This is a genomic window from Prevotella pallens (assembly GCF_900454935.1).
In the GTDB taxonomy this organism is placed as follows: Bacteria; Bacteroidota; Bacteroidia; order Bacteroidales; family Bacteroidaceae; genus Prevotella; species Prevotella pallens.
In genome coordinates, this window is the sequence record NZ_UGTP01000001.1 from 742,640 (window position 1) to 759,886 (window position 17,247).

Annotated in this window: 12 protein-coding genes; 5 read left to right on the forward strand and 7 right to left on the reverse strand. The window is 39.8% G+C overall.

Annotation, left to right across the window (positions count from 1 at the left end):
• Window positions 1-36: 36 nt before the first annotated feature.
• Both DX009_RS03255 and DX009_RS03260 read left to right on the forward strand, forming a co-directional pair.
• On the forward strand, window positions 37-585 hold the full coding sequence (locus tag DX009_RS03255; protein WP_115082988.1) for an HDIG domain-containing metalloprotein: 549 nt from the start codon (window positions 37-39) through the stop codon (window positions 583-585).
• A gap of 147 nt (window positions 586-732) precedes the next feature.
• Window positions 733-3,570 carry a putative LPS assembly protein LptD gene (locus DX009_RS03260; RefSeq protein ID WP_115082989.1) on the forward strand — a complete coding sequence of 946 codons (2,838 nt, stop codon included), beginning with the start codon at window positions 733-735 and terminating at the stop codon, window positions 3,568-3,570.
• 382 nt (window positions 3,571-3,952) lie between these two features.
• Here the strand turns inward: DX009_RS03260 and DX009_RS03265 are convergent, their stop codons facing one another.
• The 7 genes from DX009_RS03265 to DX009_RS03295 all read right to left on the reverse strand — a co-directional run bounded on the left by DX009_RS03265 (window position 3,953) and on the right by DX009_RS03295 (window position 12,759).
• A complete protein-coding gene (locus DX009_RS03265; protein ID WP_115082990.1) occupies window positions 3,953-4,963 on the reverse strand; it encodes an AMP-binding protein in 1,011 nt (336 codons plus the stop codon).
• Between the two features lie 70 nt (window positions 4,964-5,033).
• Window positions 5,034-6,071 carry an o-succinylbenzoate synthase gene (locus DX009_RS03270; protein WP_115082991.1) on the reverse strand — a complete coding sequence of 346 codons (1,038 nt, stop codon included), beginning with the start codon at window positions 6,069-6,071 and terminating at the stop codon, window positions 5,034-5,036.
• 5 nt (window positions 6,072-6,076) lie between these two features.
• Entirely contained in the window at window positions 6,077-6,904 is an 828-nt protein-coding gene (menB, locus tag DX009_RS03275) for a 1,4-dihydroxy-2-naphthoyl-CoA synthase (RefSeq protein WP_006045395.1), read from the reverse strand.
• Window position 6,905: 1 nt separating this feature from the next.
• A complete protein-coding gene (gene menD / locus DX009_RS03280) occupies window positions 6,906-8,591 on the reverse strand; it encodes a 2-succinyl-5-enolpyruvyl-6-hydroxy-3-cyclohexene-1-carboxylic-acid synthase (RefSeq protein WP_115082992.1) in 1,686 nt (561 codons plus the stop codon).
• 15 nt (window positions 8,592-8,606) lie between these two features.
• The gene (locus tag DX009_RS03285) at window positions 8,607-9,623 is read right to left on the reverse strand and encodes an isochorismate synthase (protein ID WP_115082993.1); all 1,017 of its coding nucleotides are present in this window, start codon (window positions 9,621-9,623) and stop codon (window positions 8,607-8,609) included.
• A 19-nt stretch (window positions 9,624-9,642) separates the two neighbouring features.
• A complete protein-coding gene (locus DX009_RS03290) occupies window positions 9,643-10,062 on the reverse strand; it encodes a PaaI family thioesterase (protein ID WP_115082994.1) in 420 nt (139 codons plus the stop codon).
• Between the two features lie 945 nt (window positions 10,063-11,007).
• Window positions 11,008-12,759: a M6 family metalloprotease domain-containing protein gene (locus tag DX009_RS03295; protein WP_115082995.1), complete on the reverse strand. Its 1,752-nt coding sequence runs from the start codon at window positions 12,757-12,759 to the stop codon at window positions 11,008-11,010.
• Window positions 12,760-13,121: 362 nt separating this feature from the next.
• Here DX009_RS03295 and lysS point away from each other — a divergent pair, with 362 nt between their 5' ends.
• The 3 genes from lysS to DX009_RS03310 are packed head-to-tail and all read left to right on the forward strand — an operon-like array spanning window position 13,122 to window position 17,242.
• Window positions 13,122-14,852 carry a lysine--tRNA ligase gene (lysS, locus tag DX009_RS03300; protein ID WP_115082996.1) on the forward strand — a complete coding sequence of 577 codons (1,731 nt, stop codon included), beginning with the start codon at window positions 13,122-13,124 and terminating at the stop codon, window positions 14,850-14,852.
• A gap of 40 nt (window positions 14,853-14,892) precedes the next feature.
• A complete protein-coding gene (locus DX009_RS03305; RefSeq protein ID WP_025000759.1) occupies window positions 14,893-15,888 on the forward strand; it encodes an NAD(P)H-dependent glycerol-3-phosphate dehydrogenase in 996 nt (331 codons plus the stop codon).
• Between the two features lie 7 nt (window positions 15,889-15,895).
• Window positions 15,896-17,242: a glucose-6-phosphate isomerase gene (locus DX009_RS03310; RefSeq protein WP_115082997.1), complete on the forward strand. Its 1,347-nt coding sequence runs from the start codon at window positions 15,896-15,898 to the stop codon at window positions 17,240-17,242.
• The last annotated feature ends 5 nt before the right edge of the window (window positions 17,243-17,247 follow it).

The window sequence follows — 17,247 nt, forward strand, 5'->3', positions numbered from 1 at the left end:
TCGTTGTCGTTTTAGAATATATAAAAAATACATACAATGGACTATCAAGCCATCATTAATCAATATTATCCAGAAGAAAACAAACTCAAACACATTCTTCTGGTACACAGTCGTAGCGTTGCCAATAAAGCATTGGCAATAGTAGACCAGCATCCAGAACTACATATAGACCGCCAATTTGTGGAAGAAGCTGCTATGCTACACGACATAGGCATATTTAAATGCAATGCTCCAGGCATACAATGTTTCGGCAATGCACCCTATATACAACACGGACGAATAGGCGCCGAACTGCTACGAAACGAAGGCTATCCACAACATGCACGTGTTTGCGAACGCCATACAGGTGCAGGACTTACCAAAAAAGAGATAATAGAGCAAGAACTTCCATTACCACAACAAGACTTTCTGCCCGAAACCACTGAAGAGAAACTTATTTGTTATGCTGATAAGTTCTTTTCCAAAACTCATTTAGATATAGAGAAAACCTTCGAACAGGCTGTAAAGAGTTTAGCAAAGTTTGGCTGCGAAGGTGTAGAGAGATTTATAGTTTGGCACAATATGTTCGAGCCAACAACACGATAACTTTACTCCAACTATACAATAGTTTTACTCCAACTATACAATAGTTTTACTCTAACTATACGATAGCTTTACTCCTACAAAAAGTTAAAATAAAGAAATAGCCACTATTTATTCTATTATTTGCGTAATTTTGTACGCAATTAGATAATGAAAGCAAAGATACTCATATTCATTTTTACGTTTGTCATAGCATTCGCAATGGCATCTTCTGTCGTATCTTCTCTTCTCTTACCTTTTATTAATGCTGTTAGCGAAAGCAATGTAACAGGTGCTAAACGCCTAAGACCATTGCAAAAAAGTGCAGACACAGTGCAGACAACGATTGATACCACACAAATGGACTCGTTGCAACTCGCCATTTATAAGCACAATAAAGCTATAGACGATTCTATTCGTGTTGATAGTATAATGAAATCGAAATCGAATGGAATAGAAGCTCCTGTAACATATTCGGCAGACGATTCACTCGTTTACGATGCAAAGACACGTGTAGCGCATCTGTATGGCTCTGCAAAGATGAACTATCAGAATATGAAACTTAGCAGCGACAATGTTTCTATGAACTTAGATAGTAATCTTGTGCGAGCCAATGGAACTACTGACTCTACAGCAGAAGGTGGTATAAAAGGAAAGCCAGAGTTTACACTTAGTGGTCAAGAATATACTAGCGACTCAATGGCATTTAACATTAAGTCGAAGCGTGGAATGATTAAGGGAGTGTACACAGCTCAAGACGATGGCTTCTTAACTGGCGAGCGAGCTAAACGCGACTCTTCTGGCGTTGTTTATATTCAGCACGGTCGCTATACAACATGCGATAAGCCGCACCCAGATTTCTACATAGCTCTTTCGCGTGCAAAGGTTCGTCCTGGTAAAGACGTTGTTTTCGGACCAGCCTATCTTGTGGTTGCCGATGTTCCGTTACCTTTAGCAATACCTTACGGCTTTTTTCCATTCTCCAAGAAGTATTCTAGTGGTTTCATTATGCCAAGCTATGGCGAGGAGAACGACCGTGGTTTCTACCTTCGTGATGGTGGATATTATTTTGCCATCAGCGATAAATGGGATTTGAAACTCTTAGGCGAAATATACACACGTGGCTCGTGGGGTGTGAGTGCTGCAAGCAATTACCGTAAACGCTATAAATATTCAGGGTCTTTCCTCTTTAGTTATCAGAATACTAAAACTGGCGATAAAGGATTGCCTGACTATATTTCTGAACGAAGTTTTAAGTTGCAATGGAACCATCAGCAAGACCCAAAAGCAAACCCAAACAGTACATTGGCTGCCAGCGTGAACTTTGCATCGTCAAGTTACGAACGCAACAACCTGAACAGTATGTATAATCCGCAGACGTTGAGCCAGTCTACACGTACTTCATCTGTTAGCTGGTCGCGACAGTTCCCTAATATTGGACTTTCTATTAGTACTACTGTAAACCTATCGCAAAGTATGCGCGACTCTACCATTAATTTAACCTTACCCGACCTTAATGTTAGTTTGAGTCGCCTCTATCCATTTAAACGCAAGAAAGCGATGGGCAAGGAGCGTTGGTATGAGAAAATAGCAATGAGCTACACTGGTCAGTTATCTAACTCCATTGCTGGTAAGGAAGACCGTATTCTGAGAGCTAACTTTGCCAAAGAATGGAAGCATGGCTTTCAGCACAATATCCCTATACAAGCCAATTTTACATTGTTCAACTATATCAATCTTAATCCTTCGTTCAATTTCACTGACCGTATGTATACTAATAAGATTATGCGCAGTTGGGATAATGTGCATTCACAAGAGAAACGCGATACTATAGCTGGTTTCTATAACATATATAACTGGTCGCTAAATCTTGCAGCCAGTACAAAGCTATATGGTTTTTGGATTCCGAACAAAAAGATATTTGGTAATAAAATACAAGCAATACGCCACGTTATTACGCCACAAATAACATTATCGTATTCGCCTAACTTCGGGGCACCACGCTACGGATACTATGCCAGCTACCAATATACTGATGCAAGTGGTAATGTAAAGCTTGTTGACTATTCACCATTTCAAGAAGCAATGTATAGTGTGCCTGGAAAGACGAAGACTGAAATGATAACTTGGGACGTTAGTAATAACATAGAAATGAAAATCCGTAGCGATAAGGATTCCACTGGTTATAAGAAGCTTAGTATCATTGATGAGCTTGGAGCATCTATGTCGTATAACGCTGCAACCGATTGGCATAGATGGAGCGACCTTAGTGTGCGCCTTCGTTTGAAATTGTGGAAGAACTATACTTTCTCTATGAATGCTCAATTTGCCACATACGCTTACGAGTTAGATGCGAATGGCAAACCGTTTGTTGGCAATCATACCGAATGGGGATATGGTAGGTTGCCACGTTTCCAAGGTATGTCGCAAAACTTCTCGTTTACGCTTACGCCAGATAAGATAAAGAAATGGTTTGGTGGTGGCAAAGCAAAGTCTGGCGATAAGCAGAAAGATGATGACGAAGGTCCAGATCCTAACATAGAGTCGAATATGGACGACACGATGGAGAAGGGTAAACATGCAGCGCAAAAGACAGGAGGGAGTATTGCCGAAACCGATGCTGACGGCTATATGCGCTTTAATATGCCATGGTCTTTAACATTTGGTTATGGTATAACAATGCGTGAAAACCAACAAGGTACGTTTAATAAAAAGCGAATGCGCTATCCTTATAAATTCTCGCAAACACTGAATGTTAGTGGTAATATACGCATTAGTGATGGTTGGAATATAAACTTCTCAAGCGGTTACGACTTTGACAACCACGCTATTAGTATGACTACGGCTAGTTTGTCGCGCGATTTGCATTGTTTCAATATGAGTGCTTCTATCGTGTTAGCGCCTTATACATCGTATAATTTCACTTTCCGTTGTAATGCATCAACACTTACCGATGCTCTTAAATACGACAAGCGTAGTGGAATTACACAGGCTGTTCAGTGGTATTAATGGAATAATGACAAAAGCTCTAATAGATAGATGCTTTTCTTACTTTTTATATAATAGGGCTAGCCTATAGTTTATAGGGTAAACTTATAATTGTTTATTGTTGCAAAATGTTCTTCTGTGCTCACCATATTCTGTAGCGGTGCCCAATAAGTTAGGCAATACTGCTATAGTTGTAATGGTTCAGTAGAATATAGACGAGGGAATTATAAGCTGCGACTACTGTTTATACAGTAATCAAATAGAGTGTTTCTTATATCCATAAAAGTCAGTCTGTTACAGTTACTCTTGTTTCAGATATCTGTAACGTTTGTCTCAGATATCTGAGACGATCGTGACAGATATCTGAGACGATCGTTTTAGATATCATAGAAAACTATAACCTTTATAAGTTAGTATCTACCATTTGTAGCGCTTTTGCACGTGCTATTTTACCAGTTTCGGTTATTGGTAGCCTATTTATGTGCTGATAGTGCGCAGGTTGCCAATATCGTGGCAATACTTTCATACAAACTTTACGTATCTCTTCTAAGTCATTAGTCTCTGTTAGTAGAACTATTTCCTCGCCAAACTTCTTATTCTTTCGTTTTGTTATTAGAAATGGAGTAACTATATAAGTACGCAATGCCTTTTCCACCTCTTCCATCTGTACTTTTATCCCCCCCGTATTGATGGTATTATCTTTGCGTCCCAGTATGCGAAACTCTGTTCGTTTTCCATCGTCCGATAGTCGCAATTCTGCTATATCATTTGTTTCTAAGCGTTGTGCACAAACGGCAGGGGCATCTATTACCAGACAGCCATTGCTGTTTAACGACACCTTTACACTATCAAATGGCGTATACCAATCGCTTCTTTCGTTTCCATTTAAACGGCGAAGAGCAATGTGCGAAAGTGTTTCTGTCATACCGTATGTGCTCCATACCGCATTCGGAAAGTTCTTTAGCTGTGCTGAAAGATTATCATCTATACTCCCGCCACCTATTATTAGATGACGAATGCGCTTTAATCGTTCGCATTCCTTACTGTTTTGCAGTGTGTTGAACACTTGTAAAGGCACCATTGCAGCAAATGTAATGGGCGTATCGGGATTTGATAGCTGAGCAAGAGAAGCATCAGAAAGGGGGTGTCCAGATGGTTTAACATTCAACAGCTGCAATTTTCGCTCAATGCTACGCACCACAACCATCTTTCCTGCAATGTAATCGAGCGGCATACACAGCAAGGCTGTATCGTTAGGGTGTAAATTAAGAAAGTTGCAAGTGATGTGTGCAGAATTCAGCATACGTGTCTTTTCGACACGCAACGGTTTTGGTAGTCCTGTAGAACCACTCGTATGGACCAGCAAAGTAGGGTCTTTGCTGTGCCATTCGCTAAGGAACTGTTCTAAAGTCATTGTTGTTTTCTTGTTAAAAAGTGCTGTTATCAGCCCTTTCTTACATATATATTTACAGCCTATTATACAGTTACTGCGTTATCCAAAGTTTATCGTCAATTACCTTTAACGGCATTCTTATGTTGTCGGCAAATAATTGTCCAGTTCCTAAACCTTGCGCGTGGTGTATGTTTGTGCCATAAATGTGAGCTGTTAGTTGCGCAATAGCATTAAGCCCCACATTACTTTCGAGAGCTGAAGTAATCCAAGAACCAATGTGTCTTGCACGAGCAAGTTGTATCCATTCCTTCGTTCCAGCCATTCCGCCGTGCAAACTCGGTTTTAAAACAATGTATTGAGGGCGAATAGAGTCTAATAGCTCAATCTTCTTTTGCTTATCATTAACACCAATCAGTTCTTCATCAAGCCCTATTGGTAAAGGCGTTTCAGCGCAAAGGCGTGCCATTTCTGTCCATTGGTGTTGCTTAATGGGTTGTTCAATGGAATGAATGTCGTATTGTGCCAACGCTTCTATGCGTGAAAGAGCTTCTTTAGGTGTGAAACCGCCATTAGCATCTACTCTCAACTCAACATCATTACGGCTGAAAGAAGCACGAATATGTTGTATCAGTTGCAATTCCTGCTCAAAGTCAATTGATCCTATTTTAAGCTTAACGCAATGGTAGCCTGCCTTTAGCTTTTCTTCCATACGATTAAACATTTCATTGAACGTTCCCATCCATACCAGACCATTGATAGGAATGCCTTCTTCGCCACGTCCGAAAGGCGTACCAAAGAAGTTTAAACTGCCTTTAGCATTAAATTGCGCCACTGCAGTTTCAATACCGAAGAGCATAGACGGGTAGGGGCGCATAGCTTCATAATTAATTATTCCCGTACGTTCATACTCGTCGCAAAACGCTCTTAGCTTGCGTTCATATTCGTTTGGTGGCATCGCATCGCACGAAAGGTCAGGCAACGTAGCACATTCGCCCACTCCCACCACGTTAGGTTGCTCGTCGGAAGTAAGTTTTAAGTAAAAACTAAGACGTGTATTGTACACCCCACGCGATGTTTCTGCAGGCTGAAGAAAGTGTAACAGCTTGGAAGTAATCGTTATTTTGCGCATTCCACTTATGGAAATTGAGGATATTTGTCAAAGTCAGGCTTACGTTTCTCTAAGAAAGCACGTCCGCCTTCTTGTGCTTCGTCCATTGTGTAGTATAGCATTGTTGCATCGCCCGCAAGTTCTTGAATACCTGCCTGACCATCTAATTCAGCATTCAGTCCAGCTTTTATCATACGTAATGCCAATGGCGAACGTTCCATCATAGTTTCTGCCCACTCTACACACTCATCTTCGAGTTTACTGAAAGGAACAACCTTATTTACCAAACCCATACGCTCAGCCTCAACAGCAGTATATTGACGACATAAGAACCATATTTCACGAGCCTTCTTTTGTCCTACTATGCGTGCAAGGTAGGAAGCACCGAAGCCAGCATCGAACGAGCCAACTTTCGGACCAGTCTGCCCAAAGACTGCATTCTCAGATGCAATACTTAGGTCGCACATAACGTGGAGCACGTGTCCGCCACCGATAGCGAAGCCATTTACCATCGCAATGACAGGCTTAGGCAAACGGCGAATTTGCATTTGTACGTCTAATACATTTAGTCTGGGAACTCCGTCGCCCCCAACATAGCCTCCACGTCCTTTCACATGCATATCGCCACCTGCACAAAATGCTTTATCGCCTGCTCCCGTAAGCAACACTACACGAATATTTAAAGCCTCGCGGCAATATGCAAATGCCTGCGACATTTCCCAAACCGTTAACGGCGTAAACGCATTTCTATAGCGTGGGCGGTTGATTGTTATCTTCGCAATGTGATTATATTCCTCAAAAAGAATTTCTTTAAAGTTGAAACCTTCAATGGTTTTCCATTCTCTGTTAGCCATATTATGATTGTTTTAATTTATTGTTCTGTTCTAATAGCTTGTAAAAAGTGTTCCACGCCTTGGCATCTTCTTCCGATTTGGTGAATATCTCCAATAATGCTGAATTGTCTCTGATGTTGAGGAACGATGATAAACCACTTTCCAATTCATCTGAATTAACTGCTGAAAGGTAGTTTATATTATGTGTTTGGCATATACCTTCAGCAGTAACGCTTGCACTCGACCCCATTATTGCATATCGGTGTGCTGATTTCTCCAATCCAGACAACTGTTGGAAGATTCCACCACCACTATTATTTAGCAACAAGATAGATAAATTCTCTCCCAGATTACTATTCCATAAAGCATTCTGGTCGTAAAAAAAGCTTAGATCTCCTATAACACAGAAGATTCGCTTATCTTTGTTTGCTGCTGCTATACCTACTGCTGTGGAGAGCGTACCTTCTATTCCGTTCACTCCACGATTTACGAATATGAAGTTAGACGAATAAAAATTGCCCAAGCGAACTGCCGAACTGTTTCCGTAAACGAATGTTTTGGCATAGTTATTCTGTTGCAACAGCGTGTGGAAACGCTTCACAGCTAACATTTGAGAATAAGTAGGAGTGTATGATTGCGCAACGGTTGCTGCGTTTTTAAGTGTCTGTTGCCAATCGTTATAAAAATTAGAAGTAGCAAAACTCTCTAAACTGTTTGCCAATATTCTAATGAATGTAGCGCTTTGGCATTGCACTACAGTGGTAAGGTTCATAAATGTGTCGCGAATATCGCCACGAGCATCTACTAATATAGAGTGTGTTGGTGTGCAACTTCGTAAGAATTGTTTGCAGCGTTTACTCACTATCGTGCCTCCTATATATATAATAAGGTCTGGACGTAATGCTTCTGTGTCTTTAACAATAGCGATAGCTGCATCAAAGAACTGTGGTGTGGCGTCAGAAACATTGGAAAGCTTGTCTTGTATTACAACTATTCGTTGGTGTAGTTTTGCTAATTCCACTTTCACCTCTGTCATATCCCACCACGATTCCTGTCCTATCACTATCAGTGGGCGCTGCGCTTGTTGCACCATTGATACTACATTAGTTACGGCTGTATAATCGTTGCAGACAGATGTAGCAGAAATACATCGTTCTTTAGGCAGTGTTGCCACATTATAGTGAAACAATGGTTCGCTTATTGGTACGTTGATGTGTACTGGCGCAAATGCAAATCGTTTACACTCTATAAGTGCTTCATTCACCAAACGGTTACAATACCAATGTTCTTCTTTTGTTTTTGGTTCGTTAAGATGAATGCTTTTACGCACAAACGGATCAAGCACATTAACCTGTGGCATAGTTTGTCCGTCCGATTGCCCTATCCATTGTTGTGGGCGATCGGCTGAAATAACTATTAATGGTAAGTTTTGATAGTATGCTTCTGCTACAGCTGGTGCGACATTCAGCAATGCCGACCCTGATGTTACGCAAACTACAACGGGCGAGTGAGTTGCTAGTGCAACGCCTAAAGCAAAGAATGCTGCCGAACGCTCATCGGTTATGGGATAGCATTTTATCTCTTTGCATTCACAAAGATTGTGTACAAGTGGCGAGTTTCTCGAACCAGGACAAACTACCGCCTGTGTTATGTTGTGCTGAACAAGCAACGCTGTTAGGATATTTACGTTCTCTTTATTGCTGAACATCTTTTATTGTATATTTCATCGAAGCAGTTGTTGCATTGCAGATAGTTTAGCTTCGGTTTCTTTCCATTCACTTTCTTCCGTGCTTTCTTTCAATATTCCTCCGCCAGCATATAGCTTACAAGTGTTTGTTTGCATTTGCATACAACGCAACGACACATAAAGGTGCGTGTTTCCATTTAAGTTTAGTGGTCCTGCGAAGCCACTATAATAAAGCCGTTCGTTAGATTCGTTAGCCATAATAAAGGACTTTGCTTCGTCTTTAGGCATTCCACAGACTGCTGGTGTGGGGTGAAGATTGTGTAAAAGTTGTCCTACTGTAGCATTAGGACGCAGTTTGAACGTAAAATCGGTGCGCAGATGCACCAAGTTTGCAGCCTGTGTGGTATATGGTCCTTCCTCTTTTATTTCGTCAGCATAGCATTTCAGGCACCTCTTTATATAGAGAGACACGTATTGTTGCTCTGCTTTATTCTTTGCCGACCATTCTGCTCCATTCTCGTTGTATGGCATTGTGCCAGCCAAAGCCATTGTTCGCCACTCTATGCCATCTCCGTCAAGTAGTATTTCGGGAGTTGCCATAAGCCAAGTGCCTGATTGTGGCGTAGAAAAGAGAGCTACGAACTGACGTGGATACTCTTTGCAAGCTTGCCAAAAAACTTCTTCTGTTTTTAAATTGTGTGGAATTTGTTCTTGTACACAACGCGCAAGCACTATTTTAGCAAATCTATTGTTTGTTAATTCTTTGTGAAAGGCAACGAAGTCTCTGTGATATTGCATACGGTAGACTTCGTTCTCGCTTGTATTTTGCTTTTCTTTTGGTTTAGATTGCACTTGCTTTATGGGCATTGTACGCACTTCGTTGGGCTGTAAAAGCAATATGGGGCATTTGTCTGACACATTGAATGGTGCTATAACAAAGCCTTTTTTACCTTCCAGTTCGGTGAGCGACGATAATACCAAAGGGGCAGAATATTGTATTAGCATTGTGCATTCTGTGGCAAAAGGCAATCTATAAATAGCAAACGTATGCATCTTTTTGAGATTACTTGTATTACAATTTCCTATTAGAATGAACAATGTAATTGGTTACCTGGACCGATGAAATAAGTTCTCCTTCACTGTCTTTCACGTCTATATGCCATACGTGTAGTTTGTGTCCTTGGTGCAAAATACGTGCATAAGCCGTAACCATTCCTCCATAAGGAACGGCTTTTACGTGGTTTCCGCTTACGTTTATACCCAATGCCATCTTGCCATTGCAAAGTATCATTGAACCTAAGCCCGCCACATTTTCTGCCAATGCTAACGTAGCACCGCCAGAAAGGAAGCCAAATGTTTGACGATTACAATCGCCAACAGCCATTCGTGCCATTAGCGTGTCGGGTTCGGGAGTCGATATAAAGTGCATTCCTAAAGTACGGCTCAGCCCCTCTTCGTTCTCTAAAATAGTACTATATTTTTCTACGTTCATTGTCTCTTTTCGTATAAATAGATTAGTTTACTGACTGATAATAGTAGCTAATAGTAGCTCTGTTACTGCAAAGTTAGCAATAAACTGTAAGATAATGAAACTAAAACGGCTATTTCTATTATTCAGAAACACTCTGTACAGAGTATTCTCTGTACGAATGCCTACTTAATTCAAATGAATTTAAGATAAGTCCAAATGATATTTGTGTGTTGAAGAAGTGGACAAATAGACGAATACAGAAAAAGATATATATAGCAAATAGGAACACTTTATTAAATGTATTATTAATGAGACAAATGTTTCTGCAAATTAGTAGACTGTATAAAACAAAAAGTTACACTAATTTGAGTCTCTCTCTTTAGATATTTTTCTAAGCTGTGGGTCTTGGGTTCGAACCCCAACGGAATTATATTAAATAGTGTGCAGTGTATTCTTATATCTTGTTTATAATTAACTACTTACCATTGCTTATAAGTGGTGCATACAGTTTACTATCAAATAAAATAGAATATTTTAGGTGCTTAAAAAAATCTGATAGATATTAGGTACTATTATTTTAGATATCTGTAACGATCGTTACAGATGTCTGTCGCAATCGTTACAGATATCTGTCAGTTGCGTTTTAGACGTCATAAAAAATTATAACCTTTATGTTGCTATATGGTAGAACCTAAAATATAATTATTTAGGTGATGATTGTGAGATTACTTATTCTACAAAGCTCTAATTCAGATGCTATTATAGATGCTTGAATAATAATGTGTTATCTATAAAGTTGTTATATAAGAGTAGGAATTATCACACTTATCGTTTTTTACAAAATATACTCATCTGTTGTCTATTGAGAAGTTTCAATGGGTAGAACAACAATAAAAACTCCTCCTTGTTATAAGCATATCGAACAAGGAGGAGTTTAATAAAATACAATTCTATGTATGGTGAGTGTTATTTCACTACAATCTTTTTACCGTTGTGAATATAAATGCCACGTGTTGGGTTCTGTACTCTGCGACCTTGTAGATCGTAGTAGTAGCCATCACCCTTATTTTCGTCCGTAGCCTCAGTTATATTTTCTATGGCGGTAGGGTTCTGACGATAGCCAAAAACAATAGTACCGTCGGCATTCACCTCAATGCCTTGTACAGCGTTTTGTATAGTAACTCCATCGTAGAATGCTAGTTTATCTATGCTTTTCTTTTCTACTCCGTACAAATTTTCTTTGTGCGCACTATAGTTCAGTTGTTCGTTATCGGCAGGAATAATGTATGCACGCATCTTGTTGTCAACCGTGTTCACACTGTTATACTCCCAATATTGTTTGTCGTAAGCGAAGTGACTGAGCATTAAACCATCGCCAAAAGTAAACGTATCATACCCATTAGTTCTTCTTTCTCTGTATGCTTTTGGATACCATGTGTCGGAAGTTCTATTCTCCAAAATAAAGTATTCGCTTCTATTTCGTGGCGAACGAACAATAGCAGCCAACTCACCGTCTTTATTTGATATGGGGTCGAGTTTTACTGTTTGAGGAGAGGTTAGTTCCTTTAACTTCAGCCAACCTAAGTAAGAACGCTCGTAAGCTGTATAGCCTATAGGTGCATTAGCGTTGTTTACGTATGGACCTGCGTCCATAATAGACCAATAGCCGAATGGATTGCGCGATAAAGTAACGGCAGGATCAGTGTTGTAAAAGTCGGGTAAACCTAAAGCGTGACCAAACTCATGGCAGAATACTCCCATTCCCATAAGTGTTCCATAATAGTTTAGTTCGTTACCAACGAAGTAAGAATTAAATGGTGTGCCTTCTATGGTTTCGTTAATATCTTGCTCTTGTGGCCAAATATAGTTCTCGTAACCTGGCTTCGAGGGGTCTTCAGTAGCTTGTCCGCGTCCAGCATAGAATAAGCAGATAAGTTCAACATGACCAGTTTTTGGGTTTTTAAACTTATCGAAGCTAATGTTTTGCGCTTTGGCTTCCTTTACAACATCTCGTACCAAATCAGATGTTCTTTCATTTTTGCCGTAGTATGCATAGCTATGATTAACTTTTATCGGACCAATCACCTCGAAAGTAGGCACGAACATACCACGACTTTGCGATGTGAAGAAGTCTTTTACAGACCCCACACAGCCTGGCTCATCGTGATAACCAGCTTCGTTATAGTAGCGTGTCATCTTCTCTGGTGTAGTTGTAGGTAAGAATTCTTTATCTCTAAACTCTACCATTACGACAGGAACTTGTGGGGTTCCTATACTGTTAATACCACCCATTCCTGTTTTGTTATATTCGCCTAAGCCATCGGCTGTGGAAGCACTTATTGCCTTACGTGGTATAGCCTGTTGAGCACGTGTAGCTGCACTGTTCAGCATATACATCTTCCTTTCGGTCTTAGCTTCGTTTAAGAAAGCTCTCTCTTCGGCAGTTCGGTCGCCAGCCTCGTGCGCTATAAAAGTAGATGGTTGCAGTTTTCCATCGTTTATAACAGCATAATAGAAGTCGTTATTTGCACCTTTTACTATAATTTTACCATCGAGCGATGCATAATAAACTGTGCGTCCACCTTCTCCTTTCACCATTATTTTTATGCTTGTACTGTCGCTTTGTTTCACAGTCCACACTTTTGGTAATGGTCCAACAGCAAGTGTCGGTAGTGAAATGGAGGTCGACAAAAATACTGATAATAAGATTTTTTTCATATTTTCTCTCTATTGTATAAATTACATAAAATGATTATATATGTGGCGAAGGTACGAAAAATATGGTAAAAAGTGAGCAATTTGCCTAATATTTTATTCTTTTTAAATTTACAAACTGTAAATACAAGTTATAATTCTATAAAATAATACATTTGAAAAGTCATTTTAAAAGTTGTCATTAAAAAAATGTATACGCATCAAAGCAAATCAAAACATATTATTTGAACTATTTTACATTACCATTAAAGCGATGTAGTCGTAACTCACATATAAAGGTATAAAAAAGGCAAAAACAACAAGTAATTGCAAATAATTTATTAAATTTGCAGACTATAAGAATTATAATTCGATTAATAGAATATATGAACGTTTTAGAATTATCAGAACAAGAGATTGTACGCCGTCAGAGTTTGCAGGAATTGCGCAATATGGGCATCGACCCCTATCCAGCAGCAGAGTTTCCAACCAATGCTTACTCTACAGATATAAAGAATGAATTTAAAGAAGACGAGAAACGCGAAGTTGTAATTGCAGGTCGCCTTATGGGTAAACGTGTAATGGGCAAAGCGTCTTTCGCAGAAATACAAGACAGTAAAGGCAGAATACAAGTATATATTACTCGCGACGACCTTTGTCCGGGCGAGAACAAAGACCTTTATAATGTTGTTTTTAAGAAACTGCTAGACATTGGCGATTTCATCGGAATTAAGGGCTTTGTGTTTAAAACACAGATGGGTGAAATTTCTATTCATGCTGAAGAACTCACTGTACTATCGAAGAGCTTGAAACCGTTGCCTGTTGTGAAGTATAAAGACGGTGTGGCTTACGACAAGTTTGACGACCCCGAGCTTCGCTATCGTCGTAGATACGTAGATTTAGTGGTGAACGATGGCGTGAAAGAAACGTTCCAAAAGCGTGCTACAGTATTGAGAACAATGCGTCGTTTCTTTGATGATGCTGGATATACAGAAGTGGAGACACCAACATTGCAAACTATTGCAGGTGGTGCTAGTGCTCGTCCCTTCATTACACACTTTAATGCATTGAATACAGAAATGTATATGCGTATAGCCACAGAACTTTATTTGAAGCGATTAATTGTCGGTGGATTCGAAGGTGTATACGAAATTGGAAAGAACTTCCGCAACGAAGGTATGGATCGCTTCCATAATCCAGAGTTTACATGTATGGAACTTTATGTTCAGTATAAAGATTATAACTGGATGATGAGCTTTACCGAAAAGCTGATAGAAAAAATTTGTATAGCTGTGAATGGTAAACCTGAAGTAAAAGTGGGCGATCACATCATCAGTTTTAAAGCACCATTCCGTCGTCTTCCAATACTCGATGCTATTAAAGAGAAGACAGGTTTCGATCTTGATGGTAAGACAGAAGAAGAAATTCGTAACATTGCTGTGAATGAATTAAAACTCGAAGGTATCGACAGTAGCTTTGGTAAAGGTAAGCTAATTGACGAAATATTTGGTGAGTTTTGTGAAGGAACATTCATACAGCCAACATTCATTATAGACTATCCTGTAGAAATGTCTCCACTCACAAAGATGCATCGCTCTAAGCCAGGACTAACCGAACGCTTCGAGTTAATGGTGAACGGTAAGGAATTAGCCAATGCTTACTCTGAACTGAATGACCCAATAGACCAAGAGGAGCGTTTTAAAGAGCAAATGCGATTAGCTGACAACGGAGATGATGAGGCTATGATTATAGATCAAGACTTCCTCCGTGCACTTCAATATGGTATGCCTCCAACATCTGGTATAGGTATTGGTATAGACCGGTTGGTTATGTTAATGACTGGACAAGAGTATATCCAAGAGGTGTTACTCTTCCCACAAATGAAGCCAGAGGCAAAAGTTCCACAAAGCAGCATCAAAGAATGGGCAGAGATAGGTGTACCAGAAGATTGGGTTTACGTACTTCGTAAGTGTGGTTTCAATCTTATTCAGAACATTAAAGACGAGAAAGCGCAAGGCTTACAGCAAAAAATAGGTGAGATAAATAAGAAATATAAGTTGGGATACGACAAGCCATCGGTTGATGAAATTCAACAATGGATTGACAAAGCACAATAAAAACGAAAGGGAAGATAACTCCGTTTACTATAGAAGCATTATGTACGACGTAGGAAATATAGCAATCATCGGAAGCGGAAGCTGGGCAACAGCTATTGCAAAGATTGTGGTTGAGCACACTCACCACATAGGTTGGTACTTTCGACGCGACGAAACCATAGAGCAATTTCGAAAGTTGGGGCATAATCCCACATATCTAACAAGTGCTCATTTCGATACTAGCGAGATACGTTTGTCGTCAGACATTAATCGTTTAGTACAAGATTACGACACTCTTATATTTGTAACACCATCGCCTTACTTAAAGAGTATTCTTAAGAAAGTAAAGCATAAACTGCACGAGAAGTTTATTGTAACGGCAATAAAAGGCATTGTTCCTGATGAAAATTTAGTTTGTTCGGAATACTTTCACAAAGTTATGAAGGTACCAGAAAATAACTTAGCCGTGATAGGCGGACCATCGCACGCTGAAGAAGTGGCAATGGAACGACTTACATATCTTACTGTAGGGTGCACAGATACAGAGAAAGCCCGCGCTCTAACCGATGTATTGGTTTCCAATTACGTTAAAACAAAAGTTTCGCACGATGTACTGGGCATTGAATATGCATCGGTTTTAAAGAATGTTTATGCTATTGCATCGGGCATTTGTTCGGGGTTACAATACGGAGACAATTTTCAAGCAGTCATCATATCGAATGCTATGCAAGAGATGGAACGCTTGCTTACGAGTATAAATCCTATAAAGCGCAGTATGATAGACAGTGTTTATCTTGGCGACCAACTCGTTACGGGTTACAGTAACTTTAGTCGTAACCGCACGTTTGGTATGATGATAGGTAAAGGATACAGTGTTAAGTCGGCACAAATGGAGATGGAAATGATAGCCGAAGGTTATTTCGGAACAAAATGTATGAAAGAAATTAATCGTCATCTGCATGTGAATATGCCTATCTTAGATGCTGTTTACAACATATTATACGAGGGTATAAGCCCAAAAGTAGAGATTAAATTATTAACAGATTCGTTCAGATAACATACAAATGGAAAGTATTAAATTAGACATTTCAAAGGCTACCCAGGTGTTAAATCCTGGTACAGTAGAGGCGTATGCACCACAAGTGGCTGCTGCTCAAGAGGCATTAGAAAAAGGAACTTGCCTTGGTAACGACTTCTTAGGTTGGTTGCATTTACCTACAAGTATTACAGATGAGTTTATAACCGAAATAAACAATGTAGCCAATACATTGCGTGCAAAGTGCGACTATGTTGTAGTTGCTGGTATTGGAGGTTCTTATTTAGGCGCACGTGCTGTTATTGAGGCTCTCAGTAATAGTTTTGCATGGCTCTTAAAGAATAATGAGAATCCAACAATTCTCTATGCAGGAAACAACATCAGTGAAGATTATCTATACGAACTCACAGAGTTCTTGAAAGATAAACGTTTTGGTGTCATCAATATATCAAAGTCAGGAACAACCACAGAGACAGCTCTCGCTTTCCGCTTATTGAAAAAACAATGCGAAAATCAACGTGGAAAAGAAGACGCAAAAGATGTTATCGTTGCCATTACTGACGCAGTAAAAGGTGCAGCACGTACTGCAGCAACACGCGAAGGATATAAAACTTTTGTTATTCCTGATAATGTTGGCGGTCGTTTCTCTGTGCTTACACCAGTTGGCTTGTTGCCTATAGCAGTAGCAGGCTTCGATATTCAGCAGCTTGTGAAGGGTGCACAAGATATGGAAAATGCTATTGGCGTAGATGTTCCGTTTGGTCAGAACATTGCAGCACGCTATGCAGCCGTTCGTCAGGCACTCTATTCTGAAGGTGGAAAAAAAATAGAGATAATGGCTAACTTCCAACCTAAACTACACTTCTTGGCTGAATGGTGGAAACAACTCTACGGAGAAAGCGAAGGAAAGAACCAAAGAGGTATATTCCCAGCTGCTTGCGACTTTACCACCGACTTGCATTCTATGGGACAATGGATACAGGAAGGCGAACGTTCTATATTTGAAACAGTACTCTCTATTGAGGATCCTAACAAGAAGTTGTTATTCCCACACGATGAAGAAAACCTTGATGGGCTTAATTTCCTTGAGGGTAAACGTGTAGACGAAGTAAACAAAATGGCGGAGTTAGGTACACGCCTTGCACACGTTGATGGCGGTGTTCCAAATATTCGTATTAGTATTCCAAAGCTGAACGAGTATTATATAGGACAGCTTATTTACTTCTTTGAGAAGGCTTGCGGTATCAGTGGTTTGGTTCAACAGGTAAATCCATTCAATCAACCAGGTGTAGAAGCCTACAAAAAGAATATGTTTGCTCTGCTTGACAAACCAGGTTACGAGGAAGAGAGCAAAGCAATAAGGAAACGATTATAAACACA